Origin of the sequence: Streptomyces venezuelae, assembly GCF_008642375.1 — a bacterium.
GTDB classification, from domain to species: domain Bacteria; phylum Actinomycetota; class Actinomycetes; order Streptomycetales; family Streptomycetaceae; genus Streptomyces; species Streptomyces venezuelae_G.
The window spans coordinates 2,268,688-2,295,167 of the sequence record NZ_CP029194.1 but is presented as its reverse complement, the minus strand read 5'-3'; the positions used below and the strand labels follow the sequence as shown (position 1 = coordinate 2,295,167).

Annotated in this window: 20 protein-coding genes; 15 read left to right on the top strand and 5 right to left on the bottom strand. The window is 72.4% G+C overall.

Translation table 11 applies throughout. The features are described 5' to 3' along the window. Nucleotides 1-68: 68 nt before the first annotated feature. On the bottom strand, nt 69-1,622 hold the full coding sequence (locus DEJ46_RS10145) for an MFS transporter (RefSeq protein ID WP_150265384.1): 1,554 nt from the start codon (nt 1,620-1,622) through the stop codon (nt 69-71). A 135-nt stretch (nt 1,623-1,757) separates the two neighbouring features. Here DEJ46_RS10145 and DEJ46_RS10140 point away from each other — a divergent pair, with 135 nt between their 5' ends. The 3 genes from DEJ46_RS10140 to DEJ46_RS10130 all read left to right on the top strand — a co-directional run bounded on the left by DEJ46_RS10140 (nt 1,758) and on the right by DEJ46_RS10130 (nt 3,880). Further along, on the top strand, nt 1,758-2,384 hold the full coding sequence (locus DEJ46_RS10140) for a TetR/AcrR family transcriptional regulator (protein ID WP_150265382.1): 627 nt from the start codon (nt 1,758-1,760) through the stop codon (nt 2,382-2,384). Between the two features lie 52 nt (nt 2,385-2,436). Continuing rightward, nucleotides 2,437-3,147 carry a ribonuclease HII gene (locus tag DEJ46_RS10135; RefSeq protein ID WP_150265380.1) on the top strand — a complete coding sequence of 237 codons (711 nt, stop codon included), beginning with the start codon at nt 2,437-2,439 and terminating at the stop codon, nt 3,145-3,147. 106 nt (nt 3,148-3,253) lie between these two features. Continuing rightward, the gene (locus tag DEJ46_RS10130; RefSeq protein WP_150265378.1) at nt 3,254-3,880 is read left to right on the top strand and encodes a hypothetical protein; all 627 of its coding nucleotides are present in this window, start codon (nt 3,254-3,256) and stop codon (nt 3,878-3,880) included. Nucleotides 3,881-3,969: 89 nt separating this feature from the next. Here the strand turns inward: DEJ46_RS10130 and DEJ46_RS10125 are convergent, their stop codons facing one another. Then, nucleotides 3,970-4,599, bottom strand: a complete 630-nt coding sequence (locus DEJ46_RS10125) for a hypothetical protein (protein ID WP_150265376.1) — start codon at nt 4,597-4,599, stop codon at nt 3,970-3,972. Nucleotides 4,600-4,976: 377 nt separating this feature from the next. Between DEJ46_RS10125 and DEJ46_RS10120 the strand changes: the two genes are divergently transcribed. The 8 genes from DEJ46_RS10120 to DEJ46_RS10085 all read left to right on the top strand — a co-directional run bounded on the left by DEJ46_RS10120 (nt 4,977) and on the right by DEJ46_RS10085 (nt 17,623). Then, nucleotides 4,977-7,136 carry a RecQ family ATP-dependent DNA helicase gene (locus DEJ46_RS10120; RefSeq protein WP_150265374.1) on the top strand — a complete coding sequence of 720 codons (2,160 nt, stop codon included), beginning with the start codon at nt 4,977-4,979 and terminating at the stop codon, nt 7,134-7,136. A gap of 168 nt (nt 7,137-7,304) precedes the next feature. After that, nucleotides 7,305-8,678, top strand: a complete 1,374-nt coding sequence (locus tag DEJ46_RS10115; RefSeq protein WP_150265372.1) for a DUF4192 domain-containing protein — start codon at nt 7,305-7,307, stop codon at nt 8,676-8,678. A 115-nt stretch (nt 8,679-8,793) separates the two neighbouring features. Further along, nucleotides 8,794-10,872 (top strand): glycogen debranching N-terminal domain-containing protein, encoded by a 2,079-nt coding sequence (locus tag DEJ46_RS10110; protein ID WP_150265370.1) that lies wholly within the window; start codon nt 8,794-8,796, stop codon nt 10,870-10,872. Between the two features lie 109 nt (nt 10,873-10,981). After that, nucleotides 10,982-11,761, top strand: coding sequence for an NUDIX hydrolase (locus DEJ46_RS10105; RefSeq protein WP_150265369.1), 780 nt, complete (start codon nt 10,982-10,984; stop codon nt 11,759-11,761). 121 nt (nt 11,762-11,882) lie between these two features. Continuing rightward, the gene (locus tag DEJ46_RS10100; RefSeq protein ID WP_150265367.1) at nt 11,883-13,688 is read left to right on the top strand and encodes an ABC transporter ATP-binding protein; all 1,806 of its coding nucleotides are present in this window, start codon (nt 11,883-11,885) and stop codon (nt 13,686-13,688) included. A 160-nt stretch (nt 13,689-13,848) separates the two neighbouring features. Beyond that, on the top strand, nt 13,849-14,736 hold the full coding sequence (locus tag DEJ46_RS10095) for a FadR/GntR family transcriptional regulator (RefSeq protein ID WP_079037384.1): 888 nt from the start codon (nt 13,849-13,851) through the stop codon (nt 14,734-14,736). A gap of 377 nt (nt 14,737-15,113) precedes the next feature. Next, nucleotides 15,114-16,661 carry an RNA polymerase sigma factor gene (locus DEJ46_RS10090; protein WP_055645983.1) on the top strand — a complete coding sequence of 516 codons (1,548 nt, stop codon included), beginning with the start codon at nt 15,114-15,116 and terminating at the stop codon, nt 16,659-16,661. Nucleotides 16,662-16,804: 143 nt separating this feature from the next. Continuing rightward, entirely contained in the window at nt 16,805-17,623 is an 819-nt protein-coding gene (locus tag DEJ46_RS10085; RefSeq protein ID WP_150265365.1) for a serine protease, read from the top strand. Nucleotides 17,624-17,732: 109 nt separating this feature from the next. Here the strand turns inward: DEJ46_RS10085 and DEJ46_RS10080 are convergent, their stop codons facing one another. Beyond that, complete coding sequence (locus DEJ46_RS10080) at nt 17,733-17,966, bottom strand: hypothetical protein (RefSeq protein WP_055640955.1); 234 nt, start codon at nt 17,964-17,966, stop codon at nt 17,733-17,735. 433 nt (nt 17,967-18,399) lie between these two features. Between DEJ46_RS10080 and DEJ46_RS10075 the strand changes: the two genes are divergently transcribed. From DEJ46_RS10075 to DEJ46_RS10065, 3 genes are all read left to right on the top strand, one after another. Next, entirely contained in the window at nt 18,400-20,517 is a 2,118-nt protein-coding gene (locus DEJ46_RS10075; RefSeq protein ID WP_150265363.1) for a type IIA DNA topoisomerase subunit B, read from the top strand. A gap of 231 nt (nt 20,518-20,748) precedes the next feature. Beyond that, nucleotides 20,749-21,165 (top strand): DUF485 domain-containing protein, encoded by a 417-nt coding sequence (locus tag DEJ46_RS10070; protein WP_190623181.1) that lies wholly within the window; start codon nt 20,749-20,751, stop codon nt 21,163-21,165. Continuing rightward, nucleotides 21,162-22,757 carry a cation acetate symporter gene (locus tag DEJ46_RS10065; protein WP_150265359.1) on the top strand — a complete coding sequence of 532 codons (1,596 nt, stop codon included), beginning with the start codon at nt 21,162-21,164 and terminating at the stop codon, nt 22,755-22,757. Before DEJ46_RS10070 ends, DEJ46_RS10065 begins: the two co-directional genes overlap by 4 nt. A gap of 51 nt (nt 22,758-22,808) precedes the next feature. Here DEJ46_RS10065 and DEJ46_RS10060 read toward each other — a convergent pair whose 3' ends face one another. Both DEJ46_RS10060 and DEJ46_RS10055 read right to left on the bottom strand, forming a co-directional pair. Beyond that, on the bottom strand, nt 22,809-23,501 hold the full coding sequence (locus DEJ46_RS10060; protein WP_150265357.1) for a response regulator: 693 nt from the start codon (nt 23,499-23,501) through the stop codon (nt 22,809-22,811). After that, nucleotides 23,498-25,186, bottom strand: coding sequence for a sensor histidine kinase (locus tag DEJ46_RS10055; protein ID WP_150265355.1), 1,689 nt, complete (start codon nt 25,184-25,186; stop codon nt 23,498-23,500). Before DEJ46_RS10055 ends, DEJ46_RS10060 begins: the two co-directional genes overlap by 4 nt. 165 nt (nt 25,187-25,351) lie before the next feature. On the opposite strand from DEJ46_RS10055, the gene DEJ46_RS10050 reads away from it, so the two are divergent. Beyond that, complete coding sequence (locus tag DEJ46_RS10050) at nt 25,352-26,404, top strand: CobW family GTP-binding protein (RefSeq protein WP_150265353.1); 1,053 nt, start codon at nt 25,352-25,354, stop codon at nt 26,402-26,404. The last annotated feature ends 76 nt before the right edge of the window (nt 26,405-26,480 follow it).

Here is a 26,480-nt window from a genome sequence, read left to right as displayed (position 1 = left end):
CGTACGGGTGTACTCGGGGATACGGGCGTCCTCGGGGGTACGGGCGGGCCGACGTGGTGCCGCCCCGGTCAGGCCGCCGGGCCTGCCGCCTCCGCCCGGCCGCTGAGCGCTTCCAGGTCGCTCTTGCGGACCCGGATCACCAGCACCGCCGTGATCAGCGCGATCAGCACCATCCCGACGGCGGCGGTGAAGGCCGAGGAGATGCCCGAGGTCAGTACCTCGTGGCCCCAGGGCGGGGGCAGCTCCCCCGTCTTCGCGACCTCCGCCTGCTGCTCGGGCGTCGCGTTCGCGAGGAAGTCAGGCGCCTGCTTCACGCCCTCCTCGCGGCTCGCCGTGCCGAAGACCGTGACCAGGATCGACAGGCCGAGTGAACCGCCGACCTGCTGGGTGGCGTTGAGCAGGCCCGACGCGGCACCCGCCTCGTGCTGGGCCACCCCGGAGACGGCCGTCAGCGTGAGGGTCACGAAGTTGAGCCCCATGCCGAAGCCGAACAGGACCATCGGGCCGAGGACGGCCCCTGCGTAACTGCTGTCCGAGGTGATGAACGTCAGCCAGAAGAGGCCGATCCCGGTGATCGCGGAGCCGCTCACCATGAACGGCTTCGGCCCGAGGACCGGCAGCAGCCGCTGGGCCAGCCCCGCGCCCGTGACGATCGCGACCGTCACGGGAAGGAAGGCGAGACCGGACTGGATCGGGCTGTACCCGAGGACGTCCTGGACCCACAGGACGATGAAGAAGAACATGCCGAACATCGCGGCCGAGAGGCTGAGCATGATGACGTACGTGCCCGAGCGGTTGCGCTCGGCGAACATCCTCAGCGGGGTGATCGGCTCCTTGGCCCTCGACTCCACGAGCCCGAAGGCCACCAGCAGGACCACGGCGGCGACGAACGAGCCGATGGTCAGCGAGTCCTTCCAGCCCTTCTCGGACGCGCGGATGAACCCGTAGACCAGCGCCGCCATGCCGAGCGTCGACGTCATGGCGCCCGCGATGTCGAAACGGCCGGGGTGGCGCTCGGACTCCGCGATGTAGCGGGGCGCGAGGAAGGCGATCAGCAGGCCGATCGGTACGTTGACGAAGAGGACCCAGCGCCAGTCGAGCCACTCGGTGAGCATGCCGCCCGCGAGCAGTCCGATCGCGCCACCGCCGGCGGACACGGCGGCGAACACGCCGAACGCGCGGTTCCGCTCCGGCCCTTCGGGGAACGTCGTGGTGATCAGCGCGAGCGAGGTCGGCGAGGCGATGGCGCCGCCGACTCCCTGCAGGGCCCGCGCGGCGAGCAGCTGCCAGGGCTCCTGAGCGAAGCCGCCGAGCAGCGAGGCCAGGGTGAAGACGAGGATGCCGGCCATGAAGACCCGGCGGCGCCCCAGGATGTCTCCCGCGCGTCCGCCGAGGAGCAGCAGCCCGCCGAAGGTGAGCGTGTAGGCGCTGAGCACCCACGAGAGGTCGGTGGTCGAGAAGGAGAGCGCGTCCTGGATGTGCGGCAGGGCGATGTTCACGATGGTGGCGTCGAGGACGACCATGAGCTGGCAGGCGGCGATGACGGCCAGGGCGATGCCCGGCCGGCCTCCGGCGCGAGCAGGGCTGTTCTTGGTCTGTGTGTCCACCGGAGAAGTTGTCACTATGGATCCCCCACGGAAGAATTAGTGAACGTACCCGTTCACTGTTTTCCACGGTAGTGAGTCCCCCTCAGTGAACGCAACCGTTCACTGGGCGCTGCCGGTGCCCCGATCGACTTGCTCAACGGAGAGATCCTGATGGTTACTTCGCGCTCCACGGTCGCCGCTCGGCCGGAGGGGGTGTCTCCGCGGCGCCGCGGCGCCGTACTGGAACGGGCCATTCTGGAGGCCACGCTCGAACAGCTGGGCAGCGTCGGCTGGAACGGCCTCACGATGGAGGGTGTCGCGGTCGGCGCTCAGACGGGCAAAGCCGCGGTGTACCGGCGCTGGCCGTCGAAGGAAGACCTCGTCGCGGAGGCCCTCCAGGCCGGGCTGCCGAAGCTCGACGCGGCGCCGGACCTCGGGAGCGTCCGCGAGGACCTCTACGCGCTGTGTCTCAGGGTCCGTGACGTGATGTTCTCCAAGCCCGGCCACGCCCTGCGTGCGGTCCTTCACGAATGCGATGCGGAGTCCGCTCAGAGGTTCCATGAACTGATCGTCGCTGGTGTGACCGAACCCTCCACCCGACTCTTCAAGGACGTTCTGCGGCGCGGAATCCAGCGCGGTGACGTGCGGGCCGACGCGATCGGCGAGCTGGTGCTCGACGTGGTCCCCGCCCTGATGATGTACCGCTCCAAGGTGTGCGGGAGCGAATGGCCGGATCGCGAGATCGCCGACATGATCGACCGGGTCATGGTGCCGCTGCTCCGGGCCGGGGCCGCCTGAGGGGAATCCGGGTATCGCGGGCGGCACCGGGCGGCGTAACCTGGCTGGCGCCATGCCGTACCAACCTCCCACCCACACTGTCGAGCGATCGCTCCGAGCGACCACCGGCGCCAGGATCGTCGCCGGAGTCGACGAGGTCGGGCGCGGGGCGTGGGCCGGTCCCGTCACGGTGTGCGCGGCCGTCACAGGACTGCGCCGCCCACCCACCGGACTCACCGACTCCAAGCTGCTCACCCCCAAGCGCCGCACCGCGCTCGCCGCGGAGCTGGAGCAGTGGGTCACGGCGTACGCGCTCGGCGACGCCTCCCCGCAGGAGATCGACGAACTCGGGATGACCGCGGCGCTCCGGCTCGCCGCGGTCCGGGCCCTCGAAGGGCTCCCCGTCCGGCCGGACGCCGTGATCCTCGACGGCAAGCACGACTATCTCGGCAGCCCCTGGCAGGTCCGTACGGTGATCAAGGGCGACCAGTCCTGTGTCGCCGTGGCCGCCGCCTCCGTCATCGCCAAGGTCCGGCGGGACACCGTCATGGCGGAGCTGGAGGCCGGCGCGGAGGACTGCGCCGCGTTCGGCTTCGCGGCGAACGCGGGCTACCCTTCGCCGGTCCACAAGGCCGCGCTGGAGGAGCTGGGGCCCACCCCGTACCACCGTCTCTCCTGGTCGTACCTGGACGCGTTGCCCCGGTGGCGCCACCTCAAGAAGGTCCGCCTCTCCGCGGAGGCGGCCGCGCTGGAAAGCGGGGGCCAACTCGGCTTCGACTTCTGAACTTCCGGCTGCCGAGCCCTTCTCCAAGGCCGTCCGAGCAGCCGGGGCGCACCTGTGCGCCCACCCGCCGATGCCCCGCGCAGCGGCGTTTGATAGACATCCACCCATGCCTCTCACCCCCGAGGAGCCTCAGATTCACGAGAGCGCCCAGGGTCCCCGCGCCACCGCGGCCGCCGGCCGCCCCGCGTCGACCCCTCGTCCCGTACCCGGCCCGCGTTCCGCGGCCTCTCCGCGACCCGGACGTCCGGTCCCCGGCCCGGCGAAGCCCGCTCCGCCGGCCCCCCGCCCCGGAGCCGGGCAGTCCCCGGCCACCGGTCCGGAGAATCGTTCCGACCAGCGGTCCACCCCGCAGCTCCAGGTCATCCCGGCCCCGGCCGACGGTGCGCTGGACGCCGCCGAGGAGGCCCTGGACCTGCTCCTGGAGAGCGGCCGGGCGCCCGGCGAGGTCCTGGTCCTGACCACCGGCGACCAGCACCCGTGGACGGCTCACGAGCTGTCCTTCGGCGAGGCCGCCTACTGGGCCCAGCAGGACACCGGCGACGACGTGTTCTTCGCGGACGCGGCCGCCGTCGAGCGGGCCGCCGCCCGGCCCGTGGTGATCGTCGCCGTCAACGGCGGCGACGACGAGACCGCTGCCCGGGCCCTGCCGTCGGCGATGGCCCGCGCGGGCGCGCTGCTGATCGTCTGCGGCGAGCCGGAGCGGGTCGCGGCGCTCGTCGGCGCCGGGGTCTGACCGGTCCGGGGTCGACCGGCCTCTGCGCATGCCTGGTGAGTCTTTCCTCCCCGCCGAACCGGTCTCCGGTCCGGCGGGAGGGGTGACCGTCAGCGGGCGGCGGCGCGGCGCAGCGGCTCGGACGCGCCGCTCGCCGTTCTCGGCGTGTGGTGGCCCAGTTCGGCCGTCTCGCTCCCGAGCGGGACCGGGCGCGAGTCGGAGCTCGGCCGACGGCCTCCCCGGCCCTCGCCGAGCACCTGCCAGCCCCCGTGCGTCAGCGTGATGTACGCGCCGCAGCGGAGTCCGTGCAGTGTGCAGGCGTCCCGGAGCCCCCACATCCAGGCTCCGTCCTCCTCCGTCCAGCGCTCGTCGCCCTCGCGGCAGTACAGCAGGACCGCGGTCCGCACCGGGGTGCGGCGCCGGAGGTCGTGCGGAATGACGCGGCGCAGGGCCGCGAGGAGCGCGTTGCGGAACTCCCAGCCGTCCGCGGGCATGGCGCGCCGGACGAACGAGGCGCTGGCGGTGAGCCGCTCCTCGTGGTCCAGGACCGCCACGATCGCCGTCGAGGGCGTGGGGGTGTGGCGCGAGTGCAGGCCGCTGACGACCTCACGCGGATTGCCGAGCAGGGGGATTCCCGCCGCGGCCCACTCGGCCGGTTCGAGCGTCCGTGAGAGGCGGCTGGCGGACCCTGGCGACGAGGTGGTCGAGGTGGCTGTGGGCGGAGCGAATCCGAGGGTCACGGTCCTCCCTTCGGATACGCGCCCGCGCGGCGGGCAAAGTCGGGTGAGGGCGCACCACGGCACGGTCCTTCAAGGCCGCTGACGGGCCGTGCGGGGCGGTTTCCCAATTCTGGCGTGGCCCGTGCGCGAGCGGCAATGAGCAATTGAGGTCACTGACGGGATTGCGGCGGTATGCCTTTCATATCCCTGCCCAGTTGCCCATTGTTCACTCCCCGTTTCCCCTCCTGTTTCACCCCGAGGGCGCGAGCCGCAGCGGAAACATTCGTTCCGCCCTCAGGCTGTCCCCGACCGCTCGCGCGGCGGTCGAGCGGCGTGCGAGCAGAGGGTCACACTGAGTGAGTTGGGCGATTGTCCGTGCCATCGGGTTGCATGGAGGCATGGACAACCAGGAGCTCCGTGCCGAAGCCGATGCCATCCTCGCTGAGCTCGTCGGTGCGCCGGGAGGTTCGGCGCGGCTGCGGGAAGACCAGTGGCAGGCGGTGGCAGCCCTGGTGGAGGAGCGGCGCCGGGCCCTGGTGGTGCAGCGGACCGGCTGGGGCAAGTCGGCCGTGTACTTCGTCGCCACCGCGCTCCTGCGGCGGCGCGGCTCCGGCCCCACGGTGATCATCTCGCCGCTGCTCGCCCTGATGCGCAACCAGGTCGAGTCGGCCGCGCGCGCGGGCATTCAGGCGCGCACGATCAACTCGGCCAACCCGGAGGAGTGGGACACCATCTACGACGAGGTCGAGCGCGGCGAGACCGACGTCCTCCTCGTCAGCCCGGAGCGTCTCAACTCCGTTGACTTCAGGGAGCAGGTGCTGCCCAAGCTCGCGGCCACGACCGGTCTCCTCGTGGTCGACGAGGCGCATTGCATCTCGGACTGGGGCCACGACTTCCGGCCCGACTACCGCCGGCTGCGGGCGATGCTCGCCGAGCTCGCCCCCGGAGTGCCGGTACTGGCCACCACCGCGACGGCCAACGCGCGCGTGACCGCTGACGTGGCCGAGCAGCTGGGCACCGGAGCCGGCGAGGCCCTCGTCCTGCGCGGCCCGCTGGAGCGGGAGAGCCTGCGCCTGGGCGTGGTCCGCCTTCCGGACGCCGCGCACCGACTGGCCTGGCTCGCCGAGCACCTGGACGAGCTGCAGGGGTCGGGGATCATCTACGCCCTCACCGTGGCCGCCGCCGAGGAGGCGACCGCCTTCCTGCGGCAGCGCGGCTTCACCGTGGCCTCCTACACGGGGCGGACGGAGAACGCCGACCGGCTGCAGGCCGAGGTCGACCTGCAGGAGAACCGGGTCAAGGCCCTGGTCGCGACCTCGGCGCTGGGCATGGGCTTCGACAAGCCCGACCTCGGCTTCGTGGTGCACCTGGGGTCGCCGTCGTCCCCCATCGCCTACTACCAGCAGGTCGGCCGTGCGGGACGTGGCGTCGAGCACGCCGACGTCCTCCTGCTGCCGGGCAAGGAGGACGAGGCCATCTGGCGCTACTTCGCCGATACCGCCTTCCCGCCCGAGGCCCTGGTCCGGCAGACCCTCTCGGCCCTCGCCGACGCGGGACGGCCGCTGTCCGTACCGGCTCTGGAGGCGGCGGTGGATCTTCGCCGCACCCGGCTGGAGACCATGCTGAAGGTCCTCGACGTGGACGGGGCCGTCAAGCGGGTGAAGGGTGGCTGGACCTCCACCGGACAGCAATGGACCTACGACGCCGAGCGGTACGCGTGGGTGGCGCGGCAGCGGGCCGCCGAACAGCAGGCCATGCGCGACTACGTGAGCACCTCCGGGTGCCGAATGGAGTTCCTGCGCCGGCAGCTGGACGACGAAGGGGCCGTGCCGTGCGGCCGCTGCGACAACTGCGCGGGGCCCTGGGCGGATTCCTCCGTCTCCTCGGAGACGCTGACCGGAGCCACGAAGGAACTGGACCGTCCGGGCGTGGAGGTCGAGCCGCGCCGGATGTGGCCGACGGGGATGCCCGCACTGGGCGTCAACCTCAAGGGACGCATCCCCGCCGGAGAGCAGTGCTCCACCGGCCGCGCCCTGGGGCGGCTCTCGGACATCGGCTGGGGCAACCGACTGCGCCCGCTGCTCGCCGACAGCGCTCCCGACGGCCCGGTCCCCGACGACGTCCTGAAGGCCGCGATCGCCGTCCTCGCCGACTGGGCGCGCTCCCCGGGCGGCTGGGCGCCGAACGTCCCGGACGCGTCCGCCCGGCCGGTGGGAGTCGTCGCCCTGCCGTCCCGGACACGCCCGCAGCTGGTCGGCTCCCTCGCCCAGGGAATCGCCACCGTCGGACGCCTCCCCTTCCTGGGCACCCTGGGCTACACGGGGCCGGACGGTGCCCACGCGGCACGCCGCAGCAACTCCGCCCAGCGCCTCAGGGCACTCTCCGGCGCCTTGACCGTCCCCGAGGACCTGGCGGGCGCGCTGGCCGGAACCCCCGGGCCCGTCCTGCTCGTGGACGACTGCACCGACTCCGGCTGGACCCTCGCCGTCGCCGCCCGCCTGCTCCGCCAGGCCGGTGCCGAACAGGTCCTGCCGCTGGTCCTCGCCGCCGCGGGCTGAGCCTCCGATCCCGCCACCTCACGCACCGTCAAACCCTCACGAGCATAGGGGTTTCGAAGCCGCCAAGCCGTCGGCCCTGTGGACAACTCCACAGGGCAGGCGGTGTCGCGTTCCGGGAGTTATCCACAGGGGTTTCGCGATTCGGGAGATCACGAGACCGTCGTGACCATGAACGCGAATCACCACGAAACCAGCGGACCCTCCCACGGCCAGCGGGTCACCCTGCGCAGCCCGGCGGAACTGGCCGACGCCTTGCCCTACATGCTGGGCTTCCACCCCACCGACTCCGTCGTCCTGGTCGGCCTCCATGGCGAGCGCGGCCGCTTCGGCGGCCGGGTCAGGCTCGGCATTCCGCGCTCACCCCGCGAATGGGCGTCCACGGCGGACCACCTCGCCGAGTGCCTCGTCGAGAGCGGCGAGCGGAACGGCGACCGGCCGGACGGGATCGTCGTCTTCCTGTGCCAGGACCCGGAGCCCGGTGAGACCGGCAGCAGGGTCATGGAGCGGCTGCGCCCCTTCGCGCAGCGGCTGCGGACCGCCTGCGGAGCCCTCGACATCCCTGTCTACGAAGCCCTCTGCATCTCCGACGGGTTGTACTTCTCCTACTGCTGCCCCGACGACCGGTGCTGCCCGCCGGGCGGGACGCCCATGGGGCTCGTCGGCACCTCGGTGGCAGCGGCGACCGCCGCGTACGCCGGAATTCAGGTACGGGGCTCGCTGCGTGACATGGAGGCCCGGCTCAAGCCCCAGGGCGCGCCCGTGGACGAGCCGCAGCGCGCCGCACTCGACGCGGCCGCCGCCTCGATCGTGCCCCGGATCCTCGAAGGCCCGCCCGGCCGGGGACGGGAAGAGGTGCGCGAGACGACGCTGCGCACCGCCCGTGAGATCCTCCGCCGGTTCGCCGGCCCGGACGCCCGCACACAGCCTCCCGGCGGGGTGGCGGCGGCCGACGCGGCCGACGACGCCCTGATCGGTACGGAGGAGGCCGCCGCGCTCATCCTCGGACTTCAGGACCGGGCCACCCGGGACCGCGCCGCCGAATGGATGGAGGGCTGGGAGGGCACCGCCGCCCTGCGGCTCTGGCGGGTCCTGGCCCGCCGTTGCGTCACCCCGTACCAGGAGCACGCCGCCGCGCCGCTCACCCTCGCGGGCTGGACGGCCTGGTCCACGGGCGACGAGCCGACCGCCCGGGTCGCCCTGGGACTCGCCCTCGACGCCGACCCCGAGTACGTCTTCGCCCGACTGCTGCACCAGGCCTGCAACGAAGGACTCGACCCGGAGTCGCTGCGCTCCTGCCTGAGGAGCGAGCGGGACTCCCGCGCCGCGGCGGGTCAGGCCGCTCCCGCGTCCGGCCGACGGATCGCGCCCCGGGCCGCCGCCAGCCCCCGGCCCCCCCGGCACAGCCTCAGGAAGCCCGGACGCCAGACCGGCGGGGAGCGCCGGGCACCGGCCGGTGCCCGGCCGAGCGGCCCGGCCACCGGCAGGCCGAGGAGCGCGGCCCCGCGCCCCGGCGGGCAGCGCGGCAGCAGGAGCGGCCGATGACGACCGTGACCCGGCCGCCCGCGCGCGCGTTCACCTCTCTGGCGGAGTCGGACGCACCGTCCCGCCGACACCGCGCCGGCCGCCCGGACCGCACAGAGAGCACCCCACACCCGCCATGGCCCTCAGCCCCGTCCCGGCCCCCGGGCGCCCCGCAGGACACCCGATGGCGTCCCCGCACGGACACCCGTCCGGCGTGGGCGCCACGCCCCCACGGGCGGTGCGGCCTGGCGAACTGCCTTCGGTGCACGGCGCACTCCTCTGTGTGGCCCTGCCGGCCCTCGCCGTCTGCGCCGAACATGGCCAGCTCACGGGAGACGGACCCGAGGGCGTGTACGCGGCGGGACGACGGCTCCTCTCCCGCTGCGTCCTGCGGGTGGCGGGGCGCGAACCCCTCGCGCTCCAGGGCCGGATGGCGGGCGCCGACCGGGCGGTCTTCCTCGGGGTCCTGCGCGTCCCCGGGGACGCGGGACCCGATCCCGGGCTCGCCGTCGAGCGCTCGCGCGGCGCCGACGGAAGCGAGCGCATCACCCTGCGCAACGCGACAGGCCGCATCCTCCGGCTCCCCGTGGAGATCGCTCTGGGCACGGATCTCGCGGACCTGGGCGCGGTGGCGTCCGGGCGGACAGGACCCGACCTCACCCCGAGCGTCCACGGCACCGGACTGCGCTGGACCGCGGGAGACGGCCGATCCGTCGCCGTCACCGCGGACCCGCCGCCCATGGACTCCCTGGCAGCGGCCGGTGTTCTCCGGTGGGAGGCCGAGCTGGCGCCCGGCGCGCCCTTCACGATCCGGCTGCAGGTGCGCGGCGACCGGGCGGCCGGCTCCGCCGCCGCCTCGGGAGCCGGCGCAGGGCGACCCGGCGGCCATCTCGTCGCCGAGGCACGGGCAGAGGGCGACGATCCGCGCCCGGGGGAGCTGCTCAGAGCCTCCGTCGAGGACCTGCGGGCGCTCCTCCAGCGCGACCCCGCCCACCCCGCCGACGTCCATCTCGCGGCCGGCGTCCCCTGGCGCTGCGGACCGGTCACCGCCGAGGCCCTCTGGGCGGCCCGCATGGTCCTCCCCCTCGGGACCCGGCTGGCCGCGACCACGCTCCGCGCACTGGGCCGCACCCAGCTTCAGGGCACCGGACCCGAGTCCGGACGCCTCCCCGGCCCCCTCCGGGACGCAGGCCCGCATCTCCCGCCCCGCTGCACGGGCGTCGAGGCCACGCTCGCCTTTCCCGTCGTGCTCGCGGAGGCCCGCCGCTGGGGGCTGCCCGCCGCCGACCTGGAGGAGCTGCTTCCCGTGGCCGAGCGATGCCTCGGCTGGCTGCGCCGCACGGCAGCAGGCACCAGCGGCCTCGTGCCCGACCCGGGGCCCGCCGGGCCCTGGCGGGCCGAGACCCAGGCCCACGCGCACCGTGCGGCCCTGCTCGGCGCAGACCTGCTCTATGCCTGCGGGCGGCCTGGGGGAGACGCCCTGCGCGACGGCGCGCGAACACTGCGGGAGCGGTTCCGGCGCGAGTTCTGGCTCGACGACCGGGCGGGGGGCCGGCCCGCCGTCGCCCGCGCGCCGGACGGCCGGGCCTGGTCCCAGCTGGGCGGCTGGGCGGCGCACCTGCTCGACACCGGCCTGCTGGGCGGCGGCAGGTACGCCCAGGGCCTGCTGGACAGGGCAGAGGCAGAGCAGCTGGCCAGACTGCTCGCCACCCCGGCCCTCGACTCCGGCTGGGGACTGCGCGGACTGGGGACCAAGGAGCCCGGCCACAACCCCTTCGGGCACCGGGCCGGCGCGGTCCGGGTGCACGAGACGGCGGTTGCCGTGGCCGGTCTCGCCGCCGCCGGCCACGAGAAGGAGGCCGCCTCCCTGCTGCGCGGGCTGCTCGACGCCTCGGCTGCCTTCGCGTACCGGCTTCCCGAGATGTACGCGGGAGAGCAGCGGACGGCGGGAGGGCGTCCGGTGCCGCACCCGGCCGCCTGCAGACCGGCGGCCGTCGCGGCGGCCGGAGCGGTCCAGGCTCTCGTCGCCCTCGCCGGGATCCGCCCCGACGTGCCGGGGCGCTCCGTCTCGGTGCATCCCATGCCCTCGGCCCCGCTCGGAGCGATCCGGCTGTCGGGACTCGTGGTGGCGGGAGAGCCCTTCGCCGTGCGGGTCGGCAGGCTCGGTCTCGGTATGGTCGAGGAGGCCGCAGAGGGCCTTCAACTGGGGGTGTGACGGGATGCCGGGCGCAGACACGACGGAAGCTTCACGGCGCGGCGAAGAAGTCGTCGCAGATCCTTCCGCGAGGCGTGTTTATCGTCAGGGAGACGACTATGATCGCGGCATGCCTCCCTACGACCCGTCGGCCTACCCGCCTTTCGCTGTCACCGTCGATCTGGTCGTGCTCACCGTGCGGCGCCATGCGCTGTGCACCTTGATCGTGAAGAGAGGGGAACCGCCGTTCCAGGGACGGTGGGCACTCCCCGGCGGCTTCGTCCGCGAGGGCGAGGACCTCGGCGCCGCGGCCGCCCGCGAGCTGGTCGAGGAGACCGGCCTGCGCGCCCACGATCCGGGCGACCCGCCGCCCGTACCGGGCAACGGCGCACACCTGGAGCAGCTGGCCACCTACGGGGCTCCCGACCGCGACCCGCGCATGCGGGTGGTCAGCGTCGCGCACCTGGCGCTGGCCCCGGACCTTCCCGCGCCGCGGGCGGGCGGAGACGCGAACAGCGCCCGCTGGGCCACGGTCGGGGAGCTGCTCGGTGAGGACGGGCCGGTCGGTGACGAGGGGGCCGCGGGCGGGGGAGCCGAGCCGCTCGCCTTCGACCACGCCCAGATCCTCGCCGACGGAGTGGAACGGGCCCGTTCCAAGATCGAGTACTCCTCCCTGGCCACAGCTTTCTGTCCGCCGGAGTTCACCGTCGGAGAGCTGCGGCGCGTCTACGAGGCCGTCTGGGGTGTCGCCCTCGATCCGCGCAACTTCCACCGCAAGGTGACCGGCACGCCCGGCTTCCTGGTCCCGGCCGGCGGCACCACGACCCGTCAGGGAGGCCGTCCCGCCCAGCTCTTCAGAGCAGGTGGAGCCACCCTTCTCAACCCGCCGATGCTGCGCCCCGAGGTCTGACCGACCCGGCCGCCCGGTGCCCAGGACGCCAACCCTGCACCGAAAGTCCGAAATGTAGCGTTATCTTGCTGCGATAGCGCCGCCCTGCCGCGGAGCGGTGTCACCTACCGCGAGAGAAGCGATGCTCCAGGCAATCGGACTGACCAGTACGCCCCGCCGCGATCGCCCGCCCGCCGTGGACGATCTGACCTTCGAGGCGCGGCCGGGGGCCGTGACCGCGCTCCTCGGCCCCCCGGGCTCCGGCAAGACCACCACGCTGCGGCTCATGCTCGACCTCGATCCGGGCCGGGGGATCACGCACTTCCGGGGCCGGCCGCTGCACGGCGTGGCCCATCCGTCGCGCGAGGTCGGTGTGTTCCTCGGCGACGTCCCCGGGCACCCCTCCCGCACGCTCCGCGGGCAGCTGCGCATGCTCGGCGCAGCGTCCGGAACTCCCCGCGCGCGGGCCGGTGAAGTGCTGCGGGCCGTCGGGCTCGCGGGTCTCGAAGGGCGACGGATCGGCACCCTTCCGCTCGCGGCGGAGCGTCGACTCGGCCTGGCGTGCGCGCTGTTGGGCACCCCGCATGCCCTGCTGCTCGACGAGCCGGGCGCCGGACTCTCCCTCGCCGACAGCGCATGGCTGTACGAACTCCTGCGCGCACACGCGGCCGGCGGGGGAACAGTGCTCTACACGACACAGGACCCCAAGGACGCGGCGCGCAACGCCGACCGGGTCGTGACCCTCGACCGCGGCCGGATCGTCGGAGACCAGGATGCGACCGAGTTCGCGCGCACCCGGCTGCGACCCCGCGTCGCCGTCCGCACCCCCCACGTCGCGCGCCTGGCCGCCGCCGTGACCCAGGAGGCCAGGGCCGCCCGCCGACCGGTCGAGGTGGTGGCGGAGAACGGCAACCTGCTGTCGGTCTACGGCAGCGACTGCGCCGCCGTCGGCGACACCGCGTTCCGGCACGGCGTCGTGGTCCACCGGCTCGCCGACGAGATCGGCGACACGGCCCCCGCGCCCCGATCGCAGGAGGACGGCGCGTCCGCGCGTGACACCTCCGGGCAAGAGGCCCCCCAGCGACCGGTCCCGCCCTCCCGGGACGCAGGGCAGGCGTCCGGCGCCACCGCGACCGGCGACTCGGCCGAGGAGAGGCCTCGCGCACGGAAACCGGCGCGCTCGCCCTCGCGCCCCCTGCGGTACGAGCTCCACCGGCTCGTCGGCGTGCCGAGCACCCCGCTCGTCGTGGCGATGGTCCTGCTCGTCTCCGCGACCCTCGCCCTGCTCCTCGCGCGCGGGGGATCGGCCGCCCTGCCCGTCGTCCTCGCCGGATGGCCGGCGATCTCCCCGCTGCCGCCCGCCGCCCTCGGGGCGGGGCTGATCGGCGCCTTCTCCTTCGGCGAGGAGTACCGCTACCCCGCGCTCACCGTCGGCCGCGGCGCCGTGCCCCGACGGCTCGGCCTGCTGTTCGCCAAGCTCGTCGTGGCGGCGGCCGTCGCCCTCGGTCTAGGGGTGCTCGTCGCGGCGGCGGACCTGGGGGCCCTCAGGCTCGTCTACGGTGCCGAGTTGATTCCCGTACCGTCCAACTGGCCATCGCTCTGTGCGAGTTGGCTGGGACTGCTCGTGGGGTGTGCCTGGGCGGGGGTACTGGGCGCCGGGGTGTTCCGGGCGGCCGCCGCCGGTGTGGCAGCGGTCCTCGCCGTACCCGTCGCCTTCGTTCCGCTCCTGCAGCAGGTGCTCACCGGTCCGTCGGTGCGCTCGGTCGCCGGGCTGCCGGCGCGGTTGCGCGAGATCGCCGGTCCGCAGTGGTCCCCGGGGGCCGACCGGTGGTTGGCGGGTGCGCTGCGAGTGGTCGGTCAGCCCGCGGGAGTGGCGCTCTCGCTGGTGTTGACGGGCCTGCTCTGTGCCTATGTGTTCACGGGGCTTCGCCGGAGGGCCCGTTGGTGATCACTTTCGGACCGAAAGATTCCGGTCTTCGGGCAACTCCCTTAAAAATTGCCCCCTATGTCCGAATAATCGTCAATTGTGTAGGGGGTGCCGATCACCCTTTCGTGTGCTTTTCACCAAAGACCTCAAGGGTCACGGAAGCAACGCCGACAAAGGATGCGTGAGTACCCTTGCGCACACCATGATGACCGCCGCCCGTCCCGTCGAGTCCGGCCTCGGCGCCCCGGGCGATCTCGACCGCTACCCCTACGCGGAGGCGCCCGGCGCCGGTCGCGTGGGCCCGCCCTCCTGGGAGGGTGTGGACACCGACCTGGGCCGCGTCGGCCGCCGCAGCGCCGGCAGCCGGGGCCGCGGGCTCCACGGCCAGCTCGTCCAGCAGCTCGGTCAGATGATCGTCTCCGGCGACCTCGGCGCCGACCGCCCCCTCGTCCCCGAGGAGATCGGCCAGCGCTTCGAGGTCTCACGCACCGTCGTGCGCGAGTCGCTGCGCGTGCTGGAGGCCAAGGGCCTCGTCAGCGCCCGCCCCAACGTCGGCACCCGCGTGCGGCCCGTCAGCGACTGGAACCTCCTCGACCCCGACATCATCGAGTGGCGCGCCTTCGGCCCGCAGCGCGACGACCAGCGCCGCGAGCTGAACGAGCTGCGCTGGACCATCGAGCCCCTGGCCGCCCGCCTCGCCGCCGGGCACGGCCGCGAGGACGTCCAGCAGCGCCTCGCCGACATGGTCGAGATCATGGGGCACGCGTACGCCCAGGGTGACGCGATCACCTTCTCCCGCGCGGACACCGAGTTCCACTCCCTGCTCATCCAGCTCGCCGGGAACCGCATGCTGGAGCACCTCTCCGGCATCGTCGGCGCCGCGCTCCAGGTCTCCGGCGGTCCCGTCACGGGCTGTGACCGCCCGAGCGAGGCGTGCCTCGGCCACCACGCCCGGATCGTCGACGCGCTGGCGGCGGGGGACGCGCAGGGCGCCGAAGCCGCCATGCGCCAGCTGCTGACGGTCCACCCCGAGGTGGAGCGCGTCGTCCCCGCCCCCCGCGAACACTGACCGCGGGCCGTGGCCGGGAGCGCGGAGGCGCACACATCGCGTGCCGCCGGGTCCGAGCGCGGTCCGGGGAGCCCGGTCGGGTCTCCCCGGATGGCGCCAGGGTTCCGGCGGCGCGAATGTGCCATGATCTACCGCTTCGGCCGTTTCGCCGCGAATGAGGTGTGACTCGGGCCACGAAGATTGGGCGTAACACTCCTCCGAGCCGTGCGATGACCTAAGAGGTGACAGCCGAGGAAGGAATACAGCAGCCGCTCGAGGCGCTGTGCAGTTCCCCGGCCCAACCCGCGCCGTCGGCACACTTCCCGCCGACGGTCGTCGGCCCAGTCCCTATCCAGGGCGGGGCCGGAAGCCGTTTCCATCGTTCCGAGAGGTTGTTCGTGTCGGCCAGCACATCCCGTACGCTCCCGCCGGAGATCGCCGAGTCCGAGTCTGTGATGGCGCTCATCGAGCGGGGAAAGGCTGATGGGCAGATCGCCGGCGATGACGTGCGTCGGGCCTTCGAAGCCGACCAGATTCCGCCAACCCAGTGGAAGAATGTTCTGCGCAGCCTCAATCAGATCCTCGAGGAAGAGGGTGTGACGCTGATGGTCAGTGCAGCGGAGTCGCCGAAGCGCGCCCGCAAGAGCGTCGCTGCGAAGAGCCCGGCCAAGCGCACCGCCACCAAGACCGTCACTGCCAGGACGACCGTGACGAAGACCACCGTCACGGCCGCGACGGCTGCCGCGACGGACGGCGACGACCTGGCCGACGAGGCCGGATCGCCTGCCAAGAAGGCGGCCGCGAAGAAGACCGTCGCCAAGAAGACGGTGGCCAAGAAGACCGTCGCCAAGAAGACGGCGGCCAAGAAGACCACGTCCAAGAAGGACGCAGACGAGCTCGCCGAGGGCGAGGAGCTCCTCGAGGACGTCGCGCCCGGCAAGGGCGAAGAGGAAGAGACCGAAGGCGAGAGCAAGGGCTTCGTCCTGTCCGACGAGGACGAGGACGACGCTCCGGCGCAGCAGGTCGCCGTCGCCGGTGCCACCGCCGACCCGGTCAAGGACTACCTCAAGCAGATCGGCAAGGTCCCGCTGCTCAACGCCGAGCAGGAGGTCGAGCTCGCCAAGCGCATCGAGGCCGGCCTGTTCGCCGAGGACAAGCTGGCGAACTCGGACAAGCTCGCTCCGAAGCTCAAGCGCGAGCTGGAGATCATCGCCGAGGACGGCCGCCGGGCCAAGAACCACCTCCTGGAGGCCAACCTCCGTCTGGTGGTCTCCCTGGCCAAGCGCTACACCGGCCGCGGCATGCTCTTCCTGGACCTGATCCAGGAAGGCAACCTGGGTCTCATCCGCGCGGTCGAGAAGTTCGACTACACCAAGGGCTACAAGTTCTCCACGTACGCCACCTGGTGGATCCGTCAGGCGATCACCCGCGCCATGGCCGACCAGGCCCGCACCATCCGTATCCCGGTGCACATGGTCGAGGTCATCAACAAGCTCGCGCGTGTGCAGCGTCAGATGCTCCAGGACCTGGGCCGTGAGCCCACCCCGGAGGAGCTGGCCAAGGAGCTCGACATGACCCCTGAGAAGGTCATCGAGGTCCAGAAGTACGGCCGTGAGCCGATCTCCCTCCACACCCCGCTGGGTGAGGACGGAGACAGCGAGTTCGGCGACCTCATCGAGGACTCCGAGGCGGTCGTGCCCGCCGACGCGGTGAGCTTCACGCTCCTCCAGGAGCAGCTGCACTCCGTGCTCGACACCCTCTCCGAGCGTGAGGCGGGTGTCGTCTCGATGCGCTTCGGCCTCACCGACGGCCAGCCGAAGACGCTGGACGAGATCGGCAAGGTCTACGGCGTGACGCGAGAGCGGATCCGCCAGATCGAGTCGAAGACGATGTCGAAGCTGCGCCACCCGTCGCGTTCGCAGGTCCTGCGCGACTACCTCGACTGATCCTTCCGAGGTGTAGAGCGGTACGCGAAAGACCCGGTTCCCCGAGAGGGAGGAACCGGGTCTTTCGCGTGTGCGCGTATGCGCGGGGCGGGTGCGTGCAGGACGCTGGGTGAACCGACATCACCGGAGAGTCAGGAGGCTCCATGCGTGGTCCCTTCACCCGCGCCTTGACGGGTGCCCTGGGCCTGATCACGGCTGCGGCGGGGCAGCTCGCCACCGCCGCCCCCGCAGCCGCCGACAGCGTCGTCGTGGGCGGCCGGCAGGCACTGATCACGGACGCGCCGTGGGTCGTGGCGCTGTCCAGCCGTGACCGGTTCGGGGGTACGCGGGCGGGCCAGTTCTGCGGCGGCGTGGTCGTCGCGCCGACCAAGGTGCTCACGGCGGCCCACTGCCTGGGCCGAGAGGTCCTCGGCGGAGAGCCGTGGGAAGTGCGCGACTTCGTGGTCATCGCGGGCCGTGCCGCGCTGCGCGGGCAGGGCGGGCAGGAGGTCGGGATCTCGGACACCTGGGTCGATCCCGACTACGACCCGACGTCGAACTCGGGCGATCTCGCGGTGCTGACGCTCGCGAGCGCGCTGCCGCAGTCGTACGTGATCGGTGTCGCCCCCGCGGGGGACCCGGCGCACACGCCCGGTACGGAGGCGGACGTCTACGGCTGGGGTGACACGACCGGCAACGGGACCTACGCCTCCACGCTGCGGACGGCCCGGATCCAGGTGCTGCCGGACACGGCGTGCGAGCGGGCGTACCCGGGCGGTTTCGGCGTCCGGTACCGCAGCGACACGATGCTGTGCGCGGGCGACCCGCAAGGCGGCAGGGACGCGTGCCAGGGGGACAGCGGCGGACCGCTGGTGGCCAACGGGCTTCTCGTCGGCCTGGTGTCGTGGGGGAGCGGCTGCGGGCAGGCGGAGAACCCGGGTGTCTACACGAGGGTCTCGGCGGTGCTGCCGGAGCGGATCTGACGAACACCCGCGCTCGGGGTCACGAGAACGGGCGGCCACCCCCCTTGCTTGCGGGGGTGGCCGCCCGCCGTCCGGTCAGCGACCGGCACTGGGCTCGTCGTGCAGGGTGTCAGGCGTGGTCTTCACCCATCGTGCGGGCCGGCACGTCGGTGAGCCGGTCCGTCTCATCCTGTATCTCAGCGGCGATCTTCTTGAGTTCCGGCTCGAACTTGCGGCCGTGGTGGGCGCAGAAGAGCAAGTCACCTCCGCTGGTCAGGACGACACGCAGGTATGCCTGGGCGCCGCAGCGGTCGCAGCGGTCAGCGGCCGTCAGGGGGCTCGCGGGGGTCAGAACAGTAGTCACGTCGCCTCTTCTCTAGCTCGACGAGCTGTCGTACCAGGGTCAACATCCAACCAGGCCGGAAACGTTCCCGCTCGTGGCTTTTCCTCGAAACTTTTTCCCAAGGTGGCTGTCTGCTGCCGGTTGGCGGCGAATGAGCCGTATTGCGTTGCTCTACGGATTTCGCGTTGCTTGTGTCGGTGCGTCCTCCCGGCGTGGTTGCCGGTTGTTGATGAGGACGTGCCCGGAGCCTAAATGGTTCATGCCTGGAAGGGAACGTGATGTTCGCGTCACCCCTTCGAGGGATCGAACATCCATACGACTCTGGACTAGCATGAGGAAACGGGGAGGGTGGCGTGACAACGGCTCTACCAGGCATCGGTACCCTCTGACCGGTGAACGACGCCGGGCCTTACCCCACCGGGCCAGTTTTCAAATTCAGCGAGGAGCGAACCGCGTGACCGCCGAAACGTCCGTGCCGTCCAGTGCGCTGCTGACCGCAGACCGTGACGCTTCCAACTACACCGCGCGGCACCTGCTCGTACTCGAAGGGCTCGAAGCGGTCCGCAAGCGCCCCGGTATGTACATCGGGTCCACCGACAGCCGCGGCCTGATGCACTGCATCTGGGAGATCATCGACAACTCGGTCGACGAGGCCCTCGGCGGCTACTGCGACCACATCGAGGTCATCCTCCACGACGACGGCTCCGTCGAGGTCCGGGACAACGGCCGGGGCATCCCGGTCGACGTCGAGCCGAAGACCGGGCTCTCCGGCGTCGAGGTCGTCATGACCAAGCTGCACGCCGGCGGCAAGTTCGGCGGCGGCTCCTACGCGGCCTCCGGTGGTCTGCACGGCGTCGGCGCGTCCGTGGTCAACGCCCTGTCGGCCCGTCTCGACGTCGAGGTCGACCGGAACAGCTCCACGCACTCCATCAGCTTCCGCCGCGGCGTGCCCGGCATCTTCACGGAGCAGGGCCCCGACAGCCCCTTCGACCCGGGCAACGGCCTGCGGAAGGGCAAGCGCGTCCCCAAGACGCGTACGGGCACGCGCGTCCGCTACTGGGCGGACCGGCAGATCTTCCTCAAGGACGCCAAGCTCTCGCTGGAGACGCTCCACCAGCGCGCCCGGCAGACCGCCTTCCTCGTGCCCGGCCTCACGATCGTCGTCCGCGACGAGCGGGACCTGGCCGGGATCGGCAAGAGCGAGGAGACCTTCCGCTTCGACGGAGGCATCAGCGAGTTCTGCGAGTACCTCGCGCAGGACAAGGCCGTCTGCGACATCCAGCGCCTCACCGGCCAGGGCACCTTCAAGGAGACCGTCCCGGTCCTCGACGAGCGCGGGCACATGACCCCGACCGAGGTCACCCGTGAGCTCGCCGTCGACGTCGCGCTCCGCTGGGGCACCGGCTACGACACCACGGTCAAGTCCTTCGTCAACATCATCGCCACCCCCAAGGGCGGCACCCACGTCTCCGGCTTCGAGCAGGCCATCACCAAGACGGTGAACGAGGTCCTCCGCTCGGCCAAGATGCTGCGCGTCGCCGAGGACGACATCGTCAAGGACGACGCCCTGGAGGGCCTCACGGCCGTCGTGACGGTCCGCCTCGCCGAGCCGCAGTTCGAGGGGCAGACGAAGGAGGTCCTGGGCACCTCCGCCGCCCGCCGGATCGTGGCCGCCGTCGTCGCCAAGGAGCTCAAGGCCTTCCTGACCTCCACCAAGCGGGACGCCAAGGCGCAGGCCCGCGCCGTCCTGGACAAGGCCGTCGCCGCCGCCAGGACCCGGATCGCGGCCCGCCAGCACAAGGAGGCGCAGCGCAGGAAGACCGCGCTGGAGTCCTCCTCGCTGCCGGCCAAGCTCGCCGACTGCCGCAGCGACGACGTCGAGCGCAGCGAGCTCTTCATCGTCGAGGGGGACTCCGCCCTCGGCACCGCCAAGCTCGCGCGCAACAGCGAGTTCCAGGCGCTGCTGCCGATCCGGGGCAAGATCCTCAACGTCCAGAAGTCCTCGGTCTCGGACATGCTCAAGAACGCCGAGTGCGGCGCGATCATCCAGGTCATAGGAGCGGGCTCGGGCCGCACCTTCGACATCGACGCCGCCCGCTACGGAAAGATCGTCCTGCTGGTCGACGCCGACGTCGACGGCGCCCACATCCGCTGCCTGCTGCTGACGCTCTTCCAGCGCTACATGCGGCCCATGGTCGAGGCCGGACGCGTCTTCGCGGCCGTGCCCCCGCTGCACCGGATCGAGCTCGTCCAGCCCAAGAAGGGCCAGGACAAGTACGTCTACACGTACTCGGACAACGAGCTGCGCCAGACCATCCTGGAGTTCCAGCGCAAGGGGGTCCGCTACAAGGACTCCATCCAGCGCTACAAGGGTCTGGGCGAGATGGACGCCGACCAGCTCGCGGAGACCACGATGGACCCGCGCCACCGCACCCTGCGCCGGATCAACATCGGCGACCTGGACTCGGCGGAGCAGGTCTTCGACCTCCTCATGGGCAACGACGTGGCGCCCCGCAAGGAGTTCATCACGAGCTCGGCGGCGACCCTCGACCGCTCGCGCATCGACGCCTGACGCGGGCGGGCCTCGCGGGATCGGGCCCGGCGCAGACGAATGCCCGGTGACCGAAAACGGCCGGGCCGTGCGGTACGCATATCAGCACGGTCCGGTCAGGCCAACCACGAGAACTGTCACCTGATGGGGTGAAGAGGGGGAGGAGAAGAGTCCGGGATCTTCCCGCTCTGTCCATCCTTGGGCACGCGGCCGAAACGGTTCGCTGACAAGGAGAGTTGGCCGGTGGAGCAGGTGGACAAGCAGGAGGGGTCCGACGTCTCGGCAGTGCCGATCGAGGACCCCTGGCACGACACGGCAGTGCCGCGGCAGCGCGAACCCGGCGCCGCGGAGATCTACCTGGAGGTTCAGCGGAGCCCCGCCTTCCAGGAAGTACGCCGCCGCTACCGCCGGTTCGTCTTCCCGGCCGCCCTCGCGTTCCTCCTCTGGTACCTCGCCTACGTCGTCGCGGCGACCGCGGCGCCCGGGTTCATGGCGCGGCCCGTCGCCGGCGCGGTGAACGTGGCGATGGTCGCGGGCCTCGGGCAGTTCCTCACCACCTTCCTCCTGACCTGGGCCTACGCGCGCCACGCGCGGCTGCGCCGGGACCGGGCGGCCCTGGAACTCCGCTGGGACACCCAGGAGATGACCCGAGGGGTGGCGCAGCGGTGACCGGAGACCACCAGACCCTGGCGCTCGTCCTCTTCAGCGTCTTCATCGCCGTCACGCTGGGGATCACCACCTGGGTGAGCCGCAACCGGCACGGGTCGGCGGAGGAGTTCTACGCCGGAGGCAGGCTGTTCTCTCCTCTGGAGAACGGTTTCGCCATCGCCGGCGACTACATGTCCGCGGCCTCCTTCCTCGGCATCTCCGGGCTGATCGCGCTCTACGGCTACGACGGCATGCTGTACTCCGTCGGCTTCCTCGTCGCCTGGCTGGTCGTCCTCCTGCTCGTCGCGGAACTGGTCCGCAACTGCGGGCGGTTCACGCTCGCGGACGTCGTCGCCGCGCGGATGGCCGAACGGCCGGTGCGGATCGCCGCCGGAACGTCCTCCGTGGCCGTCTCCGTGCTGTACCTCGTCGCCCAGATGGTCGGGGCCGGCAGCCTCGTCGCGCTCCTCCTCGGCGGCACGAGCGAGGCGGCCCGCTCCTGGACCGTGATCGGTGTGGGCGCGCTGATGGTGATCTACGTGTCGCTCGGCGGCATGCGGGCCACCACCTGGATCCAGATCGTCAAGGCGGTCCTGCTCATGGCGGGGACGATCACGCTCACCGTCCTCGTCCTGCTCCGCTTCCACGGCGACGTGAACAGCCTGCTCTCCGCCGCGGCCGACCGCAGCGGTCACGGACGGGACTTCCTCGCCCCCGGGCTGCGCTACGGCGGCGACTGGACCTCACGCCTCGACTTCATCAGCCTCGGCATCGCCCTCGTCCTGGGCACCGCGGGACTCCCGCACATCCTGTCGCGCTTCTACACCGTGCCCACCGCCAGGGCGGCCCGCCGCTCCGTCGTCTGGTCGATCGGCCTCATCGGCAGCTTCTACCTGATGACCATCGTGCTCGGCTTCGGCGCGGCCGCGCTGATCGGGCCGGCCGAGGTCCGCGCCTCCAACGCGTCGGGGAACACGGCCATCCCGCTGCTCGCCCTGGACCTCGGCGGCGGCGCGGGCTCCACCGGCGGCACGGTGCTCTTCGCCGTCGTCGCCGCCGTCGCGTTCGCGACCATCCTCGCCGTCGTCGCCGGGATCACGCTCGCCTCCTCGGCCTCCGTCGCCCACGACCTGTACAGCTCGCTGCGCCGCCGGCACGCGAAGCGGCAGTACAGCGAGGTGACCGTGGCGCGGCTCGCGGCCGCCGGGATCGGCGCCGCCGCCATCGGCCTCGGGCTGCTCGCCCGCGATCTCAACGTGGCCTTCCTCGTCGGCCTCGCCTTCGCGGTCGCCGCCTCCGCCAACCTGCCCGTCCTGCTCTACTCGCTGTTCTGGCGGAAGTTCACCACCCGGGGCGCGGTCTGGTCGGTCTACGGCGGGCTCGTCCCCGCTGTCCTGCTCGTCCTGCTGTCGCCGGTGGTCTCGGGCAGCCCGGAGTCGCTGTTCCCCGGTGTCGACTTCCATGTCTTCCCGCTGCAGAACCCCGGAGTGATCTCCATCCCGCTCGGATTCCTCGCGGGCTGGATCGGTGCGGTCACCTCGGCCGAGCCGCCCGACGCGGCACGGCACGCCGAGACGGAGGTCCGGGCGCTGACGGGGGCGGGGGCTGCGTGAGAGGGAGGGCTGCTGCGTCGGGCGGGGCCACGTGAGCGGGCGGAGCCGGGCTCAGGCGGCGGGCGGTGAGGACGTCCAGGCGTAGCGATGCTCGGGGCGGCCCGTCTCGCCGTACCGGAGGGAGAGGCTCACCCGGCCCGTGCGTTCGAGGAGCTTGAGGTAGCGCTGGGCGGTCTGGCGGCTCACACCGGCCCGCTCGGCGATCTCCTGCGCGGAGAGCGGGCCGCCGGCGGCGAGCAGGACCTGCCGGACCAGCTCGGCCGTGGTCGGGGAGTGCCCCTTCGGCAGGTCGGGGGCGACGGTGCCCGCCGCCAGGACACCGAAGATCCGGTCGACCTCGGCCTGTTCCGCCTCGCCGCCGGCTCCTCCGAGGGCGCGGCGGAGCGCCGCGTACGCCTCCAGCTTGGAGCGCAGCCCGGCGAAGTTGAAGGGCTTGACCAGGTACTGGAGGGCGCCGTGGCGCATCGCCGCCTGCACGGTGGCGACGTCCCGGGCGGCGGTCACCATGATCACGTCGCACTGGTGGCCGCGCGCGCGGAGCTCCCGTACCGCGGCGAGGCCGTTCTCGTCCGGCAGGTAGTGGTCCATGAGGATCAGGTCCACCGGATGCGCGTCCAGGGCGGCCAGTGCCTCGGCGGTCGAGTGGGCGGTGGCGGACACCCGGAAGCCCGGGACCTTGGCGACGTACGCGGCGTTGATCCGCGCCACGAGTACGTCGTCGTCCACGACGAGCACGTCGATCATCGCGACTCCCCGGCCGGCTCGGCTGCGAAGGACTCTCCGGGGGCGGGAACATCGGGTTCGGGATCGGTCAGGGCGTCCGGGAGGACGACGGTGAACTCCGCGCCTCCGTCCGGGCCCCCGGCCACGCGGGCCGTGCCGCCCCTGCGCTCGGCCAGGCGGCGTACGAAGGCGAGGCCGAGCCCGCGCCGGCCGTGGGACGGCGGCTCCTTCGTCGACCAGCCCTCGGTGAAGATCATCTCGCGGCGGTCCTCGGGCACGCCGGGGCCGCTGTCGGTGACCCGCAGCACGACCGTACGGCCCTCGGTGCGGAACGCGACCTCGATCTGGGCACCCGGCGTGCCCGCGACGGCGTCCAGCGCGTTGTCGACCAGATTGCCGACGACCGTGACCAGCTCGCGGGGGTCGACGAGGCGGTCCGGAAGCAGGGACTCCGGGGAGATCCGCAGGGGCACCCCGCGCTCGGCGGCCACGGTCGCCTTGCCGACCAGGAGCGCGGCGAGCAGCGGGTCGTGGACCTTCTCCGTGACCTGCTCGGCGGTGGCCCGGTGGACTCCGACCACCTCCGTGACGAACTCGACCGCCTCCTCGTGCATGTCCAGCTCCAGGAGGCCGAGGAGGGTGTGCAGCCGGTTGGCGTGCTCGTGGTCCTGGGCGCGCAGGGCGTCGATCAGGCCGCGCGTCGAGTCCAGCTCGCGCCCGAGCCGCTCCAGCTCGGTGCGGTCGCGCAGGGTCGCCACGGCGCCGCCGTCGTCGGTGGGCATGCGGTTGGCGATCAGGACCCGGTGGCCCTGGACGGTGACGAGGTCCTCGCCCGTGACCCGGCCGGCGAGGACGTCGGCGGTACGGCCCTGGCCGAGGACCTCGTCCAGGGGCCGGCCCGCGGCCTCGGGGCCGAGGCCGAGGAGGCGCTGCGCCTCGTCATTCACGAGCCGCACGGAGCCGGTGCGGTCGATGGCGACGACACCCTCCCGGATGCCGTGCAGCATGGCCTCGCGCTCGGCCAGCAGCGCGGAGATGTCGGAGAAGGCCAGGTCGTGCGTCTGGCGCTGGAGGCGCCGGGAGATCAGGTACGCCGCGAGGGCCCCGACGGCGAGCGCCCCGCCCGCGTACGCGAGGAGACCGGGGATCGCGGCCAGGAGCCGGTCGCGGACGCTGTCGTACTCGATGCCGACGGATACCGCGCCGACGATCCTGCCGTCGGCGTCGCGCAGCGGTGCCTTGCCGCGCGCCGAGCGGCCGAGCGTGCCGCTGTCGATCTCCATCACCTCGCGGCCCGAGAGGGCGGCGCTCGGGTCGGTGGAGACGCGCCGGCCGATCTGGCCGGGGTCGGTGTGCGACCAGCGCACTCCGCGGGTGTCCATGACCACGACGTACTCGGCGCCCGTGGACACCCGGATCCGTTCGGCCTCGGTCTGCACCGGGCCCCGCGCGGAGGGCGGGGTGCCGACGAGGTCGGCGGCGAGACCGGGGGAGGCGGTGGTCTCGGCGATGGCCAGGGCCCGTCGCATGGCCTGGTCGTCGAGCTGGTCGCTGAGCGGGGCGAGGAAGAGACCGGTGGCGAGGACGGTCACCCCGGTCGCGATGGCCAGCTGCATCAGCAGGACCTGCGCGAACACCCGCCGGGGCCACCCGAACCGCCGACGGCGCGCGAGGGGCCGCGCGGGGCTGGTCTGTGCGGGTCTCATGCCGAAAAGGTACGGGGCGGGCCCCCGGGACCGGAAATACCGGTCCGGGGGCGAACCGACGGCCGTCCCGCCCTCGGGCGGATTCGGACGCCCCCGGATGATCCCGCCTATCCTGGGGCCTTCCCACGGCCGTGGGAAGGAATCCCGCTACCGGAGGCACGACCCTTGAGCACGCAGCAGATTCCCGTCGTCGTCCTCGCCGGGTTTCTCGGGGCCGGGAAGACGACGCTCCTCAACCATCTGCTGCGGAGCGCCCGGGGTACCCGGATCGGGGTCATGGTCAACGACTTCGGGGACATCGGCATCGACGCGATGACCGTCGCCGGGCAGGTGGGCTCCACCGTCTCGCTCGGCAACGGGTGTCTGTGCTGCGCGGTCGACGCGAGCGAGCTCGACGAGTACCTGGAGGTCCTGACCCGGCCCGAGTCCCGGCTCGACGTCATCGTGATCGAGGCCAGCGGGCTCGCCGAGCCGCAGGAGCTCGTTCGCATGGTGCTCGCCAGCGAGAACGAGCGGATCGTCTACGGGGGGCTCGTCCAGGTCGTCGACGCGGCCGAGTTCGGGGCGACCCGGCAGCGCCACCCCGAGACCGACCGGCACCTCACGATCGCCGACCTCGTCGTCGTCAACAAGGCGGACCGGGTCTCCGAGGACGAGCTGTCGGCCGTACGCGAGACGGTGGGCGCGCTCGCCGGGAAGGCCGTCGTGGTCGACGCCTCGCACGGGCGGGTCGATCCGGAGCTGCTCTTCGACCGGGTGGTGCCCGAGGACGAGATCGAGGGCCAGATGTCCATCGAGGACATCCTGTACGGCCCCGAGGACGAGGCCCACGCGCATCCGCACGCAGAGTACGAGACCGTCTCCCTGAGCGCCTCGACCCCGCTCCACCCGCGCCGCCTCATGGCCTTCCTGGACGCGCGGCCCGAGGGCCTGTACCGGATCAAGGGCTTCGTGGACCTCGGTGCCGCCGACCCGGACAACCGCTACGCGGTCCACGCGGTCGGCCGCTTCCTGCGCTTCTATCCCGAGCCGTGGCCCGCGGGCGAGGAGCGGCTCACGCAGCTCGTGCTGATCGGCTCCGGCGTCGACTCCGCCGCGCTGCGCAAGGAGCTCGCCGCATGCGAGCAGAACGGCCCGCAGGACGCCCCCGACGAGCACAGCATGTGGGGCGTCCTGCGGTACGTACAGCAGACGGAAGAGGAACCGGACGAGCGCTAGGCCCTGTCCGACCCTGATCCGCCGGACAGGGCCTAGGGGGCGTCCGGAAAGCCCCGCCTGGCCTGCGGGCAGACGG

Coding starts and splice junctions, on each gene's coding strand:
- DEJ46_RS10105 (WP_150265369.1), top strand. CDS start 10,982: ATGCCTCCCTACGACCCGTCGGCCTACCCGCCTTTCGCTGTCACCGTC.
- DEJ46_RS10085 (WP_150265365.1), top strand. CDS start 16,805: ATGCGTGGTCCCTTCACCCGCGCCTTGACGGGTGCCCTGGGCCTGATC.
- DEJ46_RS10115 (WP_150265372.1), top strand. CDS start 7,305: ATGAACGCGAATCACCACGAAACCAGCGGACCCTCCCACGGCCAGCGG.
- DEJ46_RS10110 (WP_150265370.1), top strand. CDS start 8,794: ATGGCCCTCAGCCCCGTCCCGGCCCCCGGGCGCCCCGCAGGACACCCG.
- DEJ46_RS10100 (WP_150265367.1), top strand. CDS start 11,883: ATGCTCCAGGCAATCGGACTGACCAGTACGCCCCGCCGCGATCGCCCG.
- DEJ46_RS10120 (WP_150265374.1), top strand. CDS start 4,977: ATGGACAACCAGGAGCTCCGTGCCGAAGCCGATGCCATCCTCGCTGAG.
- DEJ46_RS10130 (WP_150265378.1), top strand. CDS start 3,254: ATGCCTCTCACCCCCGAGGAGCCTCAGATTCACGAGAGCGCCCAGGGT.
- DEJ46_RS10055 (WP_150265355.1), bottom strand. CDS start 25,186: ATGAGACCCGCACAGACCAGCCCCGCGCGGCCCCTCGCGCGCCGTCGG.
- DEJ46_RS10060 (WP_150265357.1), bottom strand. CDS start 23,501: ATGATCGACGTGCTCGTCGTGGACGACGACGTACTCGTGGCGCGGATC.
- DEJ46_RS10135 (WP_150265380.1), top strand. CDS start 2,437: ATGCCGTACCAACCTCCCACCCACACTGTCGAGCGATCGCTCCGAGCG.
- DEJ46_RS10140 (WP_150265382.1), top strand. CDS start 1,758: ATGGTTACTTCGCGCTCCACGGTCGCCGCTCGGCCGGAGGGGGTGTCT.